Consider the following 14,845-nt stretch of genomic DNA (forward strand, 5'->3'; position numbering starts at 1 on the left):
ATGTATTATACCAGTAGTACACCATTTATACAAGAGAATTTTGGCTTTCAGATGTAAAGATTTCAAGGCATAGAAAAATCCCCTGACCATTGGGCCAGGGGATTGAAATTCGAATGCCAATCAGGCAATCACAAAGTAATAAATCAAAGAAACTGCCACAATCAAGGCGCACACAACTGCGGTGATGGGAGGCGCCCAGCGGATAATGCGTTCCGCCATGGCATCGTCTTCGGTCTCTTCGTCGTCATCAACATAGCGACCGCGGCGAGTCTTGGGTTCCTCATCGTATTCGTCCTCATCATCGGTATCGAACATGCGGGTTCCTTCGTCTTCGTCATCTTCCGCATCGTCGTCGAACAGGCGCCCGTTAGGAGCGTATTGACGAACACGTGCCATTTCGGCATTGGTAGCTTCTGCGGACGGATTAAACTGCGCAGTAGGCTCTTCGATCTCGTCTTCCTCATTGGCGATAGCCGCTTGTGCAGCAGCTGCGGTAGCTGCCGCACTGCTTTGCTGCGGCTGCGGCGCTGCGGCAGCACTGGCCACCGCATTCAATTCTTGCTGTTGCTGCTCCGCCGCACGGCGGGCTTCCTCCAGGATAGAAGTCAGACTTGCCTTGATGTAGGCGCGGTCACCACCGCACTCACTGCAAACCTGGGCGTTTTCTTCATTGGGATGAAAAGCGCCGCAGGCACAGAACCAACCGTATTCGGTATCCTGAGGCACACAAGTCAGCTGCGGCTTACCGGTACGACTCTGGAGGATCTTGGCAATGGAACCGGGCAATACACGAGGCTGCGGCAGCCGAACACGTTTATAATCCCGCAGATTCACGCCGCGGCCATTCAGGAAGGCCCGATCCTGTTCCGTTTCCACACTGGAAACCGGCGTATCGCTCACAAAGACCGCATCGTCACTGCCGAAAAGGTCTCCGGGCTGTGCATTCAAATCCTCGTAATAGAAATCATCTTCACACAGAATCTGGCCGGCAGCATCCTTGCATTTGAAGTGGACCACCAAACCGGTCAGCGGCTCGGTTCCTACATTCTTGAAGGTCAGGCAAACGGCCACCTCACCGGTCACGTCACCCTTGAGCAGTTCCACACGAACAAACTGAACCGGGCTTCCCGCCGTATAATAGTTGGCGCGGGACTGTGCCATAAGAGAAAAATTCTGATCCATGATTCAATCCACCTTACCTTGTCATTCTTGGGGCGCTTCGGGGGCGTCCGTCATCTGCGGCTGCACCGCAGGTTCCGCGGCCTGCGATGCGGCAGGGTTGGTCTGAACAGAGGCGACATCCGTTTTGCCAAGATCAAAGGGAGGCAGCTGTCCGCCTTCCATCAGGGTCTTGAACTCCTCGCCGCTGATCTTTTCCCGTTCCATCAGGACGGCTGCCACCTTATGCAGCTCATCCATGTGCTCGGTCAGAATGCGACGGGCCGTCTCATAAGCTTCATCTACAATATCACGAATCTCATTGTCGATCTCTGCGGCAATGTTTTCGCTGTAGCCCTTGCCCATACCAAGATCACGCCCCAGGAAGGTCTCGCTGGGATCCGTACCGTAAACCACCGGTCCCAGCCGCTCCGAGAACCCGTACCTGGTAACCATGGCGCGCGCGGTGTCCGTGGCGCGCTGCAGGTCATTGGAGGCACCTGTAGAAATGTCTTCCAATACCAGCTGTTCTGCCACACGGCCACCAAGCAGGCTAACGATGCTTTCGCTCATGGCTGTCTTGGTCACATAACTGGGATCCTTTTCAGGCAGATACATGGTGTAACCACCGGCTGCACCGCGCGGGATAATGCTGATCTGATGCACCGGATCATGGGTCTTGCAGAAATACCCGGTGATCGCGTGACCGGTTTCATGATAAGCAGTAAGACGCTTTTCCTTGTCGGTCACCACGCGGCTCTTCTTCTCAGGGCCAGCCACCACCTTGATGGAAGCCTCCTCAATTTCCGGTTCGGTAATCGCTTTTTTACCTTTACGGGCTGCCAGCAAAGCGGCTTCGTTGACCAGGTTTTCCAGATCAGCACCGGAGAACCCGGCTGTGGATTTGGCAATGGTCTTGAGGCTCACATCCGGAGCCAGAGGTTTGTTTTTGGTGTGAACCCGCAGAATTTCTTCACGGCCCTTCACATCCGGCAGACCAACATAGACCTGGCGGTCAAAACGACCGGGGCGCAGCAGGGCTTTATCCAGAATGTCCGCACGGTTGGTGGCGGCCATAACGATGACGCCATCGTTTGCATCAAAGCCATCCATCTCTACCAGCAGCTGGTTCAGGGTCTGTTCCCGTTCATCATGCCCGCCACCGAGACCGGCGCCGCGCTGGCGGCCCACAGCATCAATTTCATCAATAAAGATGATCGAAGGCATGGTCTTCTTCGCTTTTTCGAAAAGATCCCGCACACGGGACGCACCCACACCGACATACATTTCCACGAAGTCGGAACCGGAGATCGCATAAAACGGGACACCGGCCTCACCGGCACAAGCGCGGGCCAGCAGCGTTTTACCGGTACCCGGAGGGCCTACCAGAAGAACACCATGAGGAATACGGGCGCCGAGAGAGTTGAACTTGTTGGGCGCCTTGAGGAATTCCACCACTTCCTGCAGTTCAGCCTTTTCCTCGTCAGCACCGGCCACATCCGCAAAAGTTGCTTTTCGCTGTCCCTCCTGCTGGTCCTTGACCTTGGCGCGGCCCACATTCATAATGCTGCCTCCGCCGGCGCCGCCGCGATACATGGACATGAAGAGCAGAACAACACTGCCGATCATGAATGCATACAGCAGGATCTCAAACCAAGGAATGCTGGTCTTGAGGCCCACCATGTCGTACACCATGGGCGCATTCGGGTTGGCGGCGTTGTAGGCGTCAATATAATCCTGAACATATTCAAGGAAGTAGGCCGTATAGGGCAGTTTGTAGGTGACGCTCACCACCCCGCCGTTCTGAGGGCCATACTCCTCACTGCCGGAAAGTTCTGCCAGCAGACCAGTGGCCTGTTTCTGGCTTTCGCTTTGCTCGGGCAGGGCGTATTGTCCTTCTTTCAGACTCAGCTCGATCACACCGGTATTGAGGTCAAGATCAAAATACGTCACCTGATTGGCGGCGAAATAGTTCATGACCTCAGACATCTTCATCGTATTGGAGGAGGAGCTGGACATGGATGTGTAGGTCGTCGCCATGACCAGAACCAGAACCAACAGTACAGCGGTAATAATGATACCGCTGAGGCGCGGTTTATGTTGCAAAAGATCAACTCCTTATACGGGATACGTCATAATACTGGCGTTCCACATGATAATGACCGGAAATCACTTGGAATAGACTTCCGGTTTAAGCACCCCTACATACGGAAGGTTGCGGTATTTTTCGTCATAATCCAAACCATAGCCCACCACAAATTCATCGGGCACCTCAAAACCGCAGTAATCCGGCTCAATATCGGCCTTGCGGCGGCTGGGTTTGCTGAGGATCGTGCACAGACGCAGGCTGTTGGGCTTGCGCATCTGCAGCATGGGCATCAGATGAGACAGAGTGATGCCTGTATCCAGAATATCCTCCACAATCAGCACATCCTTACCGGATAAGTCCTGATCCAGGTCCTTGATGATCTTCACAAGACCGGTGGAGCTGGTATTGGCACCGCCGTAGCTGGAAACCACCATGAAATCAATGGCGCAGGGGATGGTGACCGCACGCATCAGATCGGCCATAAACACCACAGCCCCTTTGAGAATGGAGACCAAAAGCAGGTCTCGGCCTTCATAGTCGGCACTGATCTGTGCGCCGAGTTCAGCCACTTTGGCCTGCAGCTGTTCTTCCGAAACAAGGATATGGTCAATATCCTGGTGCATAGACTGCATACATCAAACCTCCGTTTTTTCGGTACGGATAACAAGCACTTCCCGCGTAAAACGATCCGGAGCAAAGCCTTCGGCAAAGCCGGATCCCCACAGCCAAACCACCTCACTGCCATCTGCCAGCAACGGCAGCAAAGGACGTTCGTTCATAGGAACGGCGAGCTCATTATAGTATTTTTTCAGCGTTTTGCGCACATGACGATCCCGGGGCCGATAATCATCCCCTGGCTGTCGGGTACGCAGCATAATACTCTTGCTTATTTTAGCATAATCCGCGCAACAGTTTAAGTCTTTTTTGAAAATTGGTGCATTTTTTAGAAAATCTTCATACTTTTCTACCCGCAAAGAGATGGTATAGCCGCCCGGAAGGTGGTATACCCCCGGCCGAGCCGGCTGGGCGGGTGCCGGTGCCGGCGCCGTACCGGACGGAGAGATACGCACCAGCTCTTTTCCTTCCGGTCCCTTCTGAACCTTATAGGTCACATCCTGCGTCAGCTGCAAAGCGCCCTCTCCCTTGATGACCAGAAAACGAAGCAGGCTGACATATTTCTCTTCCGCATCCCGTACCGGAGAAACCAGACTGTGCAAAGCAGCGTCCAGCACAGGGCCTTCCGCATCCCGCAGCATCTGCAGATCATATCCCCGGGATGTAGCCGCCGCCTGCAAAAGAGCAGCAGCTTCCGCATACAGCCAAGCATCCAGCTGCTGCATCTGGCGGCACAGGCGGCCAATGCAGCGCTCCGCCGCAGGATTGACCGACAAAAGCGCCGGCACTGCGTCATGCCGTACCCGATTGCGTGCATAGGTGTCCCGGGCGTTGGTTTCATCCTGCACATAGCTTTGCCCAAGAGCGGCGCAGTATGCCTCCGTTTCGCCACGGGTCAGGCACAACATCGGCCGCACATACACACCCCGGTGCGGCTGTATCCCGCCAAGGCCGTGCAAGCCAGTACCGCGCGCCATACGCAGCAAAATCGTTTCCATCTGGTCAGACATGGTATGTGCGGTCGCAATGTGTGCCTCTTCCCGCACCGCCAGTTCATCAAACCAGGTATACCGCAATGTACGGGCCCAGTCCTCACTGGGATGCGCCGGAATCTGCACACCTGCGCGCTTTGCACTGTAAAGGAACAATTCCACGGAACGATCTTCACAGAACCGGGAAACAAATTTTTCATCTGCATCGGCCGCCGCACCACGGATGCCGTGATTCACATGAGTGGCCAGGACCTCAATGGAAAGAGCCCGACGGCACCGCAGTAAAAACAGCAAAAGGGCCATGGAGTCCGCCCCACCGGAGCAGGCCACGATGACCCTGTCGCCAGACTTGAACAAGCCCTGCTGCTTACAGTAGGCAAGCAAGGTCTGTTCGGTCTTGTCAATGACATTTTGAGCATCAATACTGTTCATGAATCTCATCCAAATTGCTGAAGCGTGTATGTGCGCCGTCCCAGCCAAGCCGAACAATGCTGGTTTCACCGTGGCGGTTTTTGGCTACGATGCATTCAGCTTCATTCTCATTGGCCTGTTCGGCTTCGCCGTTCTGCCGATTGTAATACGCGGCGCGATACAGGAAAAGTACCACGTCAGCGTCCTGTTCGATAGAACCGGAATCACGCAGGTCCGACAGCTGCGGACGGTGGTCTGAACGTCCGGTGGTTTTTTCCGCCGCACGGGACAGCTGAGACAGTGCAATGACCGGCACATTCAATTCCTTCGCCATGATCTTCAGGTTACGGGTGATATCACTGATTTCCTGTACACGGCTTTCCGTACGCTTGGCGCTTTGCATCAGCTGCAGATAATCAATGATGACCAGTCCGATCTTTTCCTTCTTTGGGTCCTGATTGATCTGGCGGATTTTCGCTTTCAATTCCGGCACGGAAATACCGGAGGAATCATCCATGTAAATAGGCACACTATACAGCAGCGAAGTGGCCGTTGCGAAATCGTTCCAGTCCGAATTGTTTAAGCGACCGGTCCGGAAAGCCTGACTGTCAATGCCCGCCACACTGGACAGGATACGGTCTGTGAGCTGTTCGCAGGTCATTTCCAAACTGAAAATGATGGTAGGAACTTTTTGCTGCCGCGCCACGTTTGTAGCAATATTCAAGGCAAAACTTGTTTTGCCCATGCCGGGGCGGGCTGCCAGAATGATCAGGTCCGAACGTCCCAGACCAGTAAGCACGTTATCCAAATAGTGGAACCCTGTAGGAATACCTGCAAACTTGTCACGGTCTGTACCGCTGAGTTTCTGCATGGTATCGATAACTTCCAGAATTGAATCCTGGATAGTCTTCACACCGGATTTATCCTGTCCGCCCCGGATATCATACAGCTTTTGTTCCGCGCTTTCCAGCAGCATATCTGCGTCCGGTTCATTGATGGCTTGCTCCAAAGTGGAGCGGGCTGCTTCAATGAGTCGGCGGGTCTGATACTTTTCCTTGACGATCTTAAAATAAGAATCGACGTTGGAAATAGCCGGCAACGTCTCGGCAATATGAGCAATATAGATTTTAGCGTCATCTGCCCCTTTGAAGGCAGGATTTTGCGCCAATGCGTCCACCAGCGTAATGACATCCACCGCTTCGCTGTCCGCAAAAAGCACACGCATCTGCTCATATATAGCACGGTTCTGGTCCGAATAAAACATATCCGGTTCCAGCTGCGTAATCAGTCGGTTGAGAATGGTCTCATCCATCAGCGCAGCGCCAAGAACGCTCTGCTCGGCCTGCATGTTATAGGGCATCTGTATGCCCAGACTGGACAAACTCAATTCACCGGCCGGCATACAAACACCCCTTTCGGCTCACACTTTCTTTTGTCATATTCTGTAAAGACATATTGCTTTACAGTTCCTCCACCTTGACTTTGAACCCGGCTGCAACACCTGCGTACAGACGGACCTGTGCATCGTAAGAACCGAACTCCTTGATAGAGGAAGGCAGTTCGACCTTCTTCTTGTCAATCTCAGCGCCGATCATGCGGCCCAGTTCTTCGGCAACATCCTTGCCGGTGACCTTGCCATACAGTTTGCCGGAGGCGCCGCCCTTGACCTTGATGGTCACAGTCTTGTCTTTGATCTGCGCGGCAAGGGCCTCTGCAGCCGCACGGGCTTCCGCCTCATGATGGGCCTTGGCCTCGCTCTTGGTCCGCGCAGTGTTCAGAGCATTGGCATCTGCCGGAGCGGCCAGACCACGGGGAAACAGAAAATTGCGGGCATACCCGTCGGACACTTCATGGATCTCGTCTTTTTTGCCAATCGTCTTGACGTCCTGCTTGAGAATGACTTTCATAGTGGTTTCTCCCCTCTTTATGTAAAAAATAAGAATCAGCTTTCTATCACAAGCGAAGATCGGCTTTGCTCTGTGCCTGTGCGGCACGATACCGGTCGATCTGTTCCCGGATACGGGCCTCCGCCTGCTTCACCGTACAATCTTTGAGCTGTGCCCCCGCCATTGTAAGGTGTCCGCCGCCCCCCAGGGGCTCCAGAATGACCTGCACATTGAGTGCCCCCATGCTTCGGGCACTAATGTTGACTCCCCCGTTTTTGGCCACCGCCACAAAGCTGGCATCCACGCCATTGATGGTCAGCAGATCATTGGCCGCCATGGGCAGCACCACACTCATACCGGGTTCCAGTTCACCGGAAATTGCTACGGCGCATCCCTTATAAATGTAGGCGCTTTCCACAATGGAAGCGCGGGCTTCATACTCTTCCTTCGAAACGTTGAACAGCAGCTTTGTTTCTGCCGTTTTGGCACCCCGGCTGCGCAGCCAGGCGGCCGCCTCAAAGGTACGGACACCCACATGCAGCGCAAAACTGCGTGTATCCAGCATAATACCTGCCAGCAAAGCCTGTGCTTCCAACGGCGTGATATTGTCTGCCGCCGGCATGAACTGCAGCAACTCGCACACCAGCTCACTGGCACTGGACGCGTAAGGCTCATGATACAGCAGCACAGGATCGTCAATATGCCCCACCGCCATGCGATGGTGATCAATGACGACCACGCGCTTGCATTTCGCGTAAATTTCCGGACTCTCCAGAAGATACTTCTGGTACGTATCCACCACAATCAACAAGGTATCCGGTGTGATCAGATCCAGCGTTTCTTTTGGTTCAATAAAATTATGCTCTTCTCCGGCTTCATCGAACACATCCAGCAGCGCACCGGCCAGAGTGGCATTCCTCTGGATTGCGATAACCGAAGGCACCTCGCACATCTTGCACATCCGAAGAACGCCAATGGCCGAACCAAGGGCATCCAGATCGGACATCCGATGTCCCATGATGATGACACTGTCACTTTGGCGAATCTGGTCTGCCAGTGCATTGGCGATAATACGGCTGCGCACATGACTACGCTTTTCCACGCCGTGAGACACGCCGCCATAAAACTCAAAGCCGTCCACTGTCTTGATCGCCGCCTGATCGCCACCACGGCCCAGGGCGATATCAATACTTTCCCGGGCCATCTCCTGACACTCAAACAAGGTTTTACCGCCATGTCCCAGGCCAATGGAAATGGTAAGCATACCGCTGGGATTCAGAGCGCGTACCTTATCCAGAATATCAAAGCGCTTTTCGATCATCCGGCGCGCGTCACGCTCTTCCACAACCGCAATATACCGATTGTTGGAGACCCGACGCAGGAAGCCGGTTGTCTCGGCGAAATAATCTTCCAGAAGACGGTTGATGGCCTCCAGCTCATGCGCCTGCTCCGAATCTTTCATATCGGTAAACAGTTCGTCATAGCTGTCGATCACAATGTTGAGGTAGGCAGGCCGGCTGGCATTGTACTCATCCAGGGTATCCTTGAAAAAGGTATCGTCAATCAGATAGACCAGACTGCCGCCGGACGCGCCCTTGACCGGACTTGCATAGGCGGTGAAGCGGCTTCCGTTGGCCGCCAGATCCTGCCCGTGCGGCCGAGAACAGACCGCCGGATCAAACCCCGGCAGGAATCTGTCTACCGCAGGCTGCACGGCATCTTCGCCCGCCAGCACCTGCTCCCGGAAAAGGTCATTATACCAGACAATGGTTTTGCCGTCCAGCAGCATAACCGGCACCGGGAGTTCCGCCAGGGAATATTGCAGCTTGCTGTCCTCAAATTTGCGGCCACAAAGATTGGCTGCCACAAATCGGCGCAGCCGCTGAATATTGACGAACACCAATATTGCCACGGCTAGCATTGCCACGGCGGGGGCGATCAGGCAAAGAGGATTCACGATAGCCACCGGAATAATCATTGCCAAACAAGCCGCTGCCAGCAGAATGATCGGGACAATATTGTCGAGACTTCTTTTGTTTTTCATGGTATCCTCGGCTGTTGAAGGTCCTGCGCGAGAAATCCCGCGCCGTATTTTACACTTCCATCAGGATCGGCAGGATCATGGGACTGCGCTTGGTGCGGCGGTAAATATAGCTGGAAAGAGCTTCCCGCACACGTGCTTTGACACTGGCCCAGTCGTGCATATTTTCGGCCAGACTGCGGTCCAGCGCCATCTCCACTTGAGTGCGTGCCCCCTCCATCAGTTCTTCGCTTTCGCGGACATACACAAAACCGCGGGAGACCAGTTCCGGTCCAGAAACGACCTGGCCATTCCGGCCATCTACCGCCACCGTAACGATGATGATGCCATCCTCGGACAAGTGGTGCCGATCCCGCAGAACGACGTTGCCGACATCGCCCACACCGTACCCGTCCACCATGATCGCGCCGGAGGGTACCGTGCCTTCCACAGTCAGTCCATCCTGAGAAATCCGGAGGTTCTGGCCGTTTTCCGCAATATAGATGTTGCCCTTGGGAATATAGCCCAGATGTTCCGCCGTTTCGGCATGACGCTTGAGCTGCTTGAATTCACCATGCACGGGCAGGAAGTACTGCGGATGCGCCAAAGTCAGAATCAGTTTCTGTTCTTCCTGGCAGGCATGTCCGGACACATGTGTGTCGTACATGTTTTCATAAATCACTTCTGCCCCCAGGGTCAGAAGGCCGTTCACCACCTTGGTGACCGTCTTTTCATTGCCGGGGATGGGGCGGGCCGAAATAATGATGAAGTCGCTGGGTCCCACCTTGACGGTACGGTGGCTTGCCTGCGCCATACGGGAAAGTGCGGAAAGCGGTTCCCCCTGACTGCCGGTGGTGATCAGGACCACCTTCTCCGGGGGATACTTATTCACTTCCTCAATATCAATGAGTACATTATCCGGCACCCGGATATACCCCAGTTCCCGCGCCATCTCGGTATTGGAGACCATGCTGCGCCCGTTCACGGCCACCTTGCGGCCGCTTTCGATTGCCAGCTCAATGATCTGCTGGATCCGATAAATGTTGGAGGCAAACGTGGCCACAATGATCCGACGATTGCCCGCCTTCAGGAACAGACGGCGCACCCCTTCCGCCACGGTCTGCTCCGTAGCGGTGAAGCCGGGGCGCTCAGCGTTGGTAGAATCAGCCAGCAATGCCAGCACGCCGCGGCGGCCATATTCGGCAATGGTGGACAGATCCGTAACGGCATCCCCGGACAGCGGCGTATAATCGATCTTGAAGTCACCGGTATGAAGCACAACGCCAGCCGGACACTCAATGGCAAAAGCCAGTGCGTCGGGAATGGAATGGTTCACATGGATGGGCTCCACAGTAAAGCAGCCCAGATGGATTTTCTGGCGGGGACGGATTTCATGGAATTCCGCGCTGGAAGCCAGACCGTGTTCTTCCAGCTTGTTCTTGATGAGTCCGATGGTCAGTTTGGCCGTATAGATAGGCACATTGAACTTTTTCAGCAAATACGGCAGACTGCCGATATGATCCTCATGCCCATGGGTGATAAAAAGTCCCTTGATGCGGTCCTTGTTCTCCAGAACATAGGTGAAATCGGGAATAACCAGGTCCACGCCGAACATTTCCTCATCCGGGAAAACCAGGCCGCAGTCCACCAGGATCATGTCCCCCTGGCACTCATACAGAGTGATGTTCTTGCCTACCTCGCCAAGGCCGCCCAGCGGGCAGATGTGCATGGGGATTGCCGGTTCATCATAAATCGGGGAATTCTGGCGGCGGCGCGGCAAACGCGGTGCCTGCGCCGGAGCAGCCAGCCGCGGCTGGTTGTTATTCTGACGCGGCATACGGCGCTGGCCGTCCCCTCTGCCACCGCGAGGTGCCCGCTGCGGTTTGGGGGCCTTATTCGGCTCCTGTGCGGCATTCTTCTTGCCTGCGCCCTGTGCCTTTTGGGGCTTACCTTCTCCCCGGGGGCGACGGGACTGGGTATTCTGACCGTTGTTCTGCCGGGTACGCTTCTGCGCCGGACGCTTGGGGTTCTGATTCTGATTCATTTCTTCCATTCAAATACCTCCGGAATATTCCGCACCGACGGGTCTGCACGCACACGGCCGAGCCTCGATTTCGGCGGGATCGTTCTTTGCATCGTATGATTTTTGCCATCAGGCATTTGGGCGCGAAAAGTCCATCCGACGGGATGCGACCGGGCCCTGCGAAAAAACATGACATTGCAATTAGTTTTATTATAAATCCTGTATAGACCATTGTCAAATACGCCTTACCGGATACGCAGTTGCCACGCAAGACCAAAACGGGTATAATAAGGTCACAAATCAAGTATGGACCAGGAAAGGCTGCAAAACACAATGAAACAAATCGAAATTTACACAGACGGCGCCTGCAGCGGCAACCCCGGCCCCGGCGGGTGGGGAGCCATTCTGCGGTTTCGCACCAGCAGCGGCAAAGTCTTTGAAAAAGAGATCAGCGGCGGAGAAGCCTCCACAACCAACAACCGCATGGAACTGACCGGCCTTCTGGAGGCCTTGCGTCAGCTCAAAGAACCTTGCGCCATCGACCTGTACAGCGACAGCCAATATGTGATCAATGGCTTGGAGAAGGGATGGGCAAAAGGATGGCGCGCCCGCGGATGGAAGAAGGCGGATAAATCCCCTGCTCTCAACCCTGATTTGTGGGCCCCGCTTCTGGAAGAAAGCGAAAAGCACGTGATCCGCTATCATTGGCTGAAGGGTCATGCCGGACACCCCGAAAATGAGCGCTGCGACCGCATGGCCGTGGAACAGAGCAAGCGGTTCGGCGGGCGGCAGGCATAACGAAACGACGGAGGAAAATACAATGGATGCCCTTGGTTTTAATACGTTTGAGGAACAGGATAAGGTTCTTGTAGGCATGAGCGGAGGAGTGGACTCCAGCGTGACTGTACGCATTCTTCAGGAGCAGGGCTTTGCCGTACAGGGTGCAGTGATCCGTTTTTCCCCTGCGCACGATGCTGCCGTGGAGTCTGCAAAGGCCACCGGTGCCAAACTGGGTGTGCCGGTGCACGTGATCGATGCCCAGGAAGAGTTTGAGCAGGAAGTCATCAACCCCTTTTGCCAGAGTTATTGCGCCGGCCGCACCCCCAACCCCTGCATTCTGTGCAACCCGGCGGTCAAATTTCGATTGCTGCTGCGCAAAGCGGATGAACTGGGCTGCAAGTTCATCGCCACCGGCCATTACGCCCGCGTGGAAGTCTGCAGCGATGGTCAGAACCGCCTGTGCACAGCGGACAGCGCCGCCCGTGACCAAAGCTATATGCTCTATCGCCTCCCGCAGGAGGTTCTCTCCCGTCTGATTCTGCCCTTGGGCAATTTTGAGAAAGACGATGTGCGCGAGATTGCCCGGGATATTGAATTGGCTTGTGCTGATGCGCCGGATTCCATGGAGATCTGCTTCATCCCGGATGGAGAGTATGCGGCCTTTATCCGTGCCCGGGGATTCACTCCCAAAAACGGTCGCTTCATCGGGCCGGACGGCGAAGATTTGGGCCCCCATGCCGGTGTAGACCATTATACTGTCGGCCAGCGTAAAGGACTGGGAATTGCTGCGGGACGTCCTCTGTTTGTGAAAGCTATTCTGCCGGACGGAAACATCCAATTGGCCGAAAGCGGTGGCGAATATGCCTCCCGCATGACCGTCGCCGACATAGCGACACCGGATGGCGCTCCTCTGGCTGACGGCGATTATCGGGTCAAGGTACGGAGCGCGGCCAAAGCCGTTCCTTGTCAGGTATGCGGCAATCCGGACGGGACCCTGACCGTCATCTTCCCCGAACCGGTCCGGGCTCCTGCCCCCGGTCAGAGTGCCGTCTTCTACCGCGGCGGCTTTGTTTTCGGCGGAGGCTTTATTCACTCCGCAGAATAAGTTCTTTTCTTCACACCAAAAAAGCTCTTGGTTTCCCATAAGAAACCAAGAGCTTTCTGTTTTTTAATGCCGCTTTTTCTTTTTGCGAGGCCAGGGATTCCAGGTCCCATGGGTCTTTTTCATCCAATGAGCCAGAGGATATCCCAGAAGCACCAGCCCGCCCAGCAGGATCAGAAGATACACCCACACAGACAGGTTTACCGCCGCATCCAGGGCTGCCAAAGCTGCCAGCAAAAATCCGGCATACATCACAAAGCGCCCATTGCGCAGCACGTATTCCCGCCAGTGCTCTTCCTTGATGCAGTCTTTGCCCTGTTCACCCCAGATATTCGGATTTCTGGTCACAGCGTATCCGTAATACGCCAGAACCAGGCCAATCACAAGCAGAAATTGAAACATGGCAGTGACTCTCCCTTTGGTCATGCATTCCTGTACTGTTCAAACAATCTTTACAGGCCCATCTTTTTATAAAACGGACTGAAATCCAGCGTGGCAAAATAATCCGCAGGCGTCTCGGCACGGCGGATCAACTGATGCGTGCCATCCTCGCACAGCAGCACTTCCGCGCTGCGCAGTTTCCCGTTATAGTTATAGCCCATAGAAAAGCCGTGCGCACCGGTATCATGGATAAAAAGGATATCCCCGGTATCAATCTGCGGCAATTCACGGTCGATGGCAAACTTATCATTGTTTTCGCACAGACCTCCCACCACATCATACACATGATCATTGGGAGCATCCTCTTTGCCCAGTACCGTAATATGGTGGTAGGAACCATACATAGCCGGACGCATCAGGTTGGCGGCGCAGGCATCCACACCGATGTACTCTTTGTAGATATGCTTCTGATGGATGGCAGTTGTCACCAGACCGCCGTAGGGGCCCAGCATATAGCGGCCCATCTCTGTGTAGATCTCCACATCCCCCATACCGGCCGGCGTCAGGATGGCCTCGTACTGACGGCGCACGCCTTCGCCGATCGCCATGATATCATTCTGGCGCTGCCCAGGCTTATAGGCGATTCCAACACCGCCCGACAGGTTGATAAACTTGATCTTTGCGCCGGTGCGCTCTTTGAGGCGCACAGCCAGCCGGAACAGGATACCGGCCAGTTCAGGATAGTAGTCATCCGTGACTGTGTTGCTGGCCAGGAACGCATGAATTCCGAATTCCTTGGCCCCCAACTGCATCAGACGGGTATAGGCTTCGGCCATTTGGTCCTCGGTCATGCCGTACTTGGAATCCCCTGGGTTGTCCATGATGCCGTTGCCCAGATCAAACACACCGCCCGGATTGTAGCGGCAGCAGATCACAGGCGGAATGCCGGCCACCCGCTGCAGAAAATCCACATGGGTCACATCGTCCAGATTGATGTTGGCGTGCAGGTCATAGGCTTTCTTCATGTCTTCGGCAGGGGTCTCATTGGAGGAAAACATGATATCAGAGCCGGAAAAACCGCAGGCCTCGCTGAGCATCAGCTCGGTGTAGCTGGAGCAATCCACCCCGCAGCCTTCCTCCTGCAGAATCTTCAGCAGATAAGGGTTCGGCGTTGCCTTCACGGCAAAGTATTCCTTGAAACCGGGGTTCCAGGCAAACGCCTGATTGACCCGCCGTGCATTTTCACGAATAGCCTTTTCGTCATAAATATGGAACGGCGTCGGCACATCCGCAATAATGCGCTGTGCCTGCTCCAGGCTGATGAACGGCCTCTTTGTGCTGGACATGGATGGTCCTCCCTTTCCTTGTTATCCCTCTTTTACGTCTGA

12 protein-coding genes are annotated in these 14,845 nt (G+C 54.8%); 2 read left to right on the forward strand and 10 right to left on the reverse strand.

The features are described 5' to 3' along the window. Positions 1 to 120 precede the first annotated feature (120 nt). The 8 genes from AC127K_RS00190 to AC127K_RS00225 all read right to left on the reverse strand — a co-directional run bounded on the left by AC127K_RS00190 (position 121) and on the right by AC127K_RS00225 (position 11,224). The gene (locus AC127K_RS00190) at positions 121 to 1,161 is read right to left on the reverse strand and encodes a hypothetical protein (protein WP_483721141.1); all 1,041 of its coding nucleotides are present in this window, start codon (positions 1,159 to 1,161) and stop codon (positions 121 to 123) included. A gap of 42 nt (positions 1,162 to 1,203) precedes the next feature. Continuing rightward, entirely contained in the window at positions 1,204 to 3,198 is a 1,995-nt protein-coding gene (gene ftsH, locus AC127K_RS00195) for an ATP-dependent zinc metalloprotease FtsH (RefSeq protein ID WP_483722205.1), read from the reverse strand. A gap of 129 nt (positions 3,199 to 3,327) precedes the next feature. Continuing rightward, positions 3,328 to 3,870, reverse strand: a complete 543-nt coding sequence (hpt, locus tag AC127K_RS00200; protein ID WP_294540186.1) for a hypoxanthine phosphoribosyltransferase — start codon at positions 3,868 to 3,870, stop codon at positions 3,328 to 3,330. A 12-nt stretch (positions 3,871 to 3,882) separates the two neighbouring features. Next, a complete protein-coding gene (gene tilS / locus AC127K_RS00205; RefSeq protein WP_483721142.1) occupies positions 3,883 to 5,286 on the reverse strand; it encodes a tRNA lysidine(34) synthetase TilS in 1,404 nt (467 codons plus the stop codon). Then, positions 5,273 to 6,667: a replicative DNA helicase gene (dnaB, locus tag AC127K_RS00210; RefSeq protein WP_483721143.1), complete on the reverse strand. Its 1,395-nt coding sequence runs from the start codon at positions 6,665 to 6,667 to the stop codon at positions 5,273 to 5,275. The genes tilS and dnaB overlap by 14 nt, the downstream gene beginning before the upstream one ends. A 58-nt stretch (positions 6,668 to 6,725) precedes the next feature. Further along, complete coding sequence (gene rplI, locus AC127K_RS00215) at positions 6,726 to 7,172, reverse strand: 50S ribosomal protein L9 (RefSeq protein ID WP_483721144.1); 447 nt, start codon at positions 7,170 to 7,172, stop codon at positions 6,726 to 6,728. Between the two features lie 46 nt (positions 7,173 to 7,218). Then, positions 7,219 to 9,129, reverse strand: a complete 1,911-nt coding sequence (locus AC127K_RS00220; RefSeq protein ID WP_483722206.1) for a DHH family phosphoesterase — start codon at positions 9,127 to 9,129, stop codon at positions 7,219 to 7,221. A 115-nt stretch (positions 9,130 to 9,244) separates the two neighbouring features. After that, complete coding sequence (locus tag AC127K_RS00225) at positions 9,245 to 11,224, reverse strand: ribonuclease J (RefSeq protein ID WP_483721145.1); 1,980 nt, start codon at positions 11,222 to 11,224, stop codon at positions 9,245 to 9,247. A 303-nt stretch (positions 11,225 to 11,527) separates the two neighbouring features. Between AC127K_RS00225 and rnhA the strand changes: the two genes are divergently transcribed. Next, positions 11,528 to 11,992, forward strand: coding sequence for a ribonuclease HI (rnhA, locus tag AC127K_RS00230; protein WP_294541094.1), 465 nt, complete (start codon positions 11,528 to 11,530; stop codon positions 11,990 to 11,992). A gap of 22 nt (positions 11,993 to 12,014) precedes the next feature. After that, the gene (gene mnmA / locus AC127K_RS00235) at positions 12,015 to 13,079 is read left to right on the forward strand and encodes a tRNA 2-thiouridine(34) synthase MnmA (RefSeq protein ID WP_483721146.1); all 1,065 of its coding nucleotides are present in this window, start codon (positions 12,015 to 12,017) and stop codon (positions 13,077 to 13,079) included. A gap of 63 nt (positions 13,080 to 13,142) precedes the next feature. Here mnmA and AC127K_RS00240 read toward each other — a convergent pair whose 3' ends face one another. Beyond that, positions 13,143 to 13,478 (reverse strand): hypothetical protein, encoded by a 336-nt coding sequence (locus AC127K_RS00240; protein ID WP_294541098.1) that lies wholly within the window; start codon positions 13,476 to 13,478, stop codon positions 13,143 to 13,145. A 50-nt stretch (positions 13,479 to 13,528) separates the two neighbouring features. Then, a complete protein-coding gene (locus AC127K_RS00245; protein WP_483721147.1) occupies positions 13,529 to 14,803 on the reverse strand; it encodes a diaminopimelate decarboxylase in 1,275 nt (424 codons plus the stop codon). Positions 14,804 to 14,845 lie beyond the last annotated feature (42 nt).

It is taken from the genome of Subdoligranulum sp. DSM 23681 (assembly GCF_057005535.1).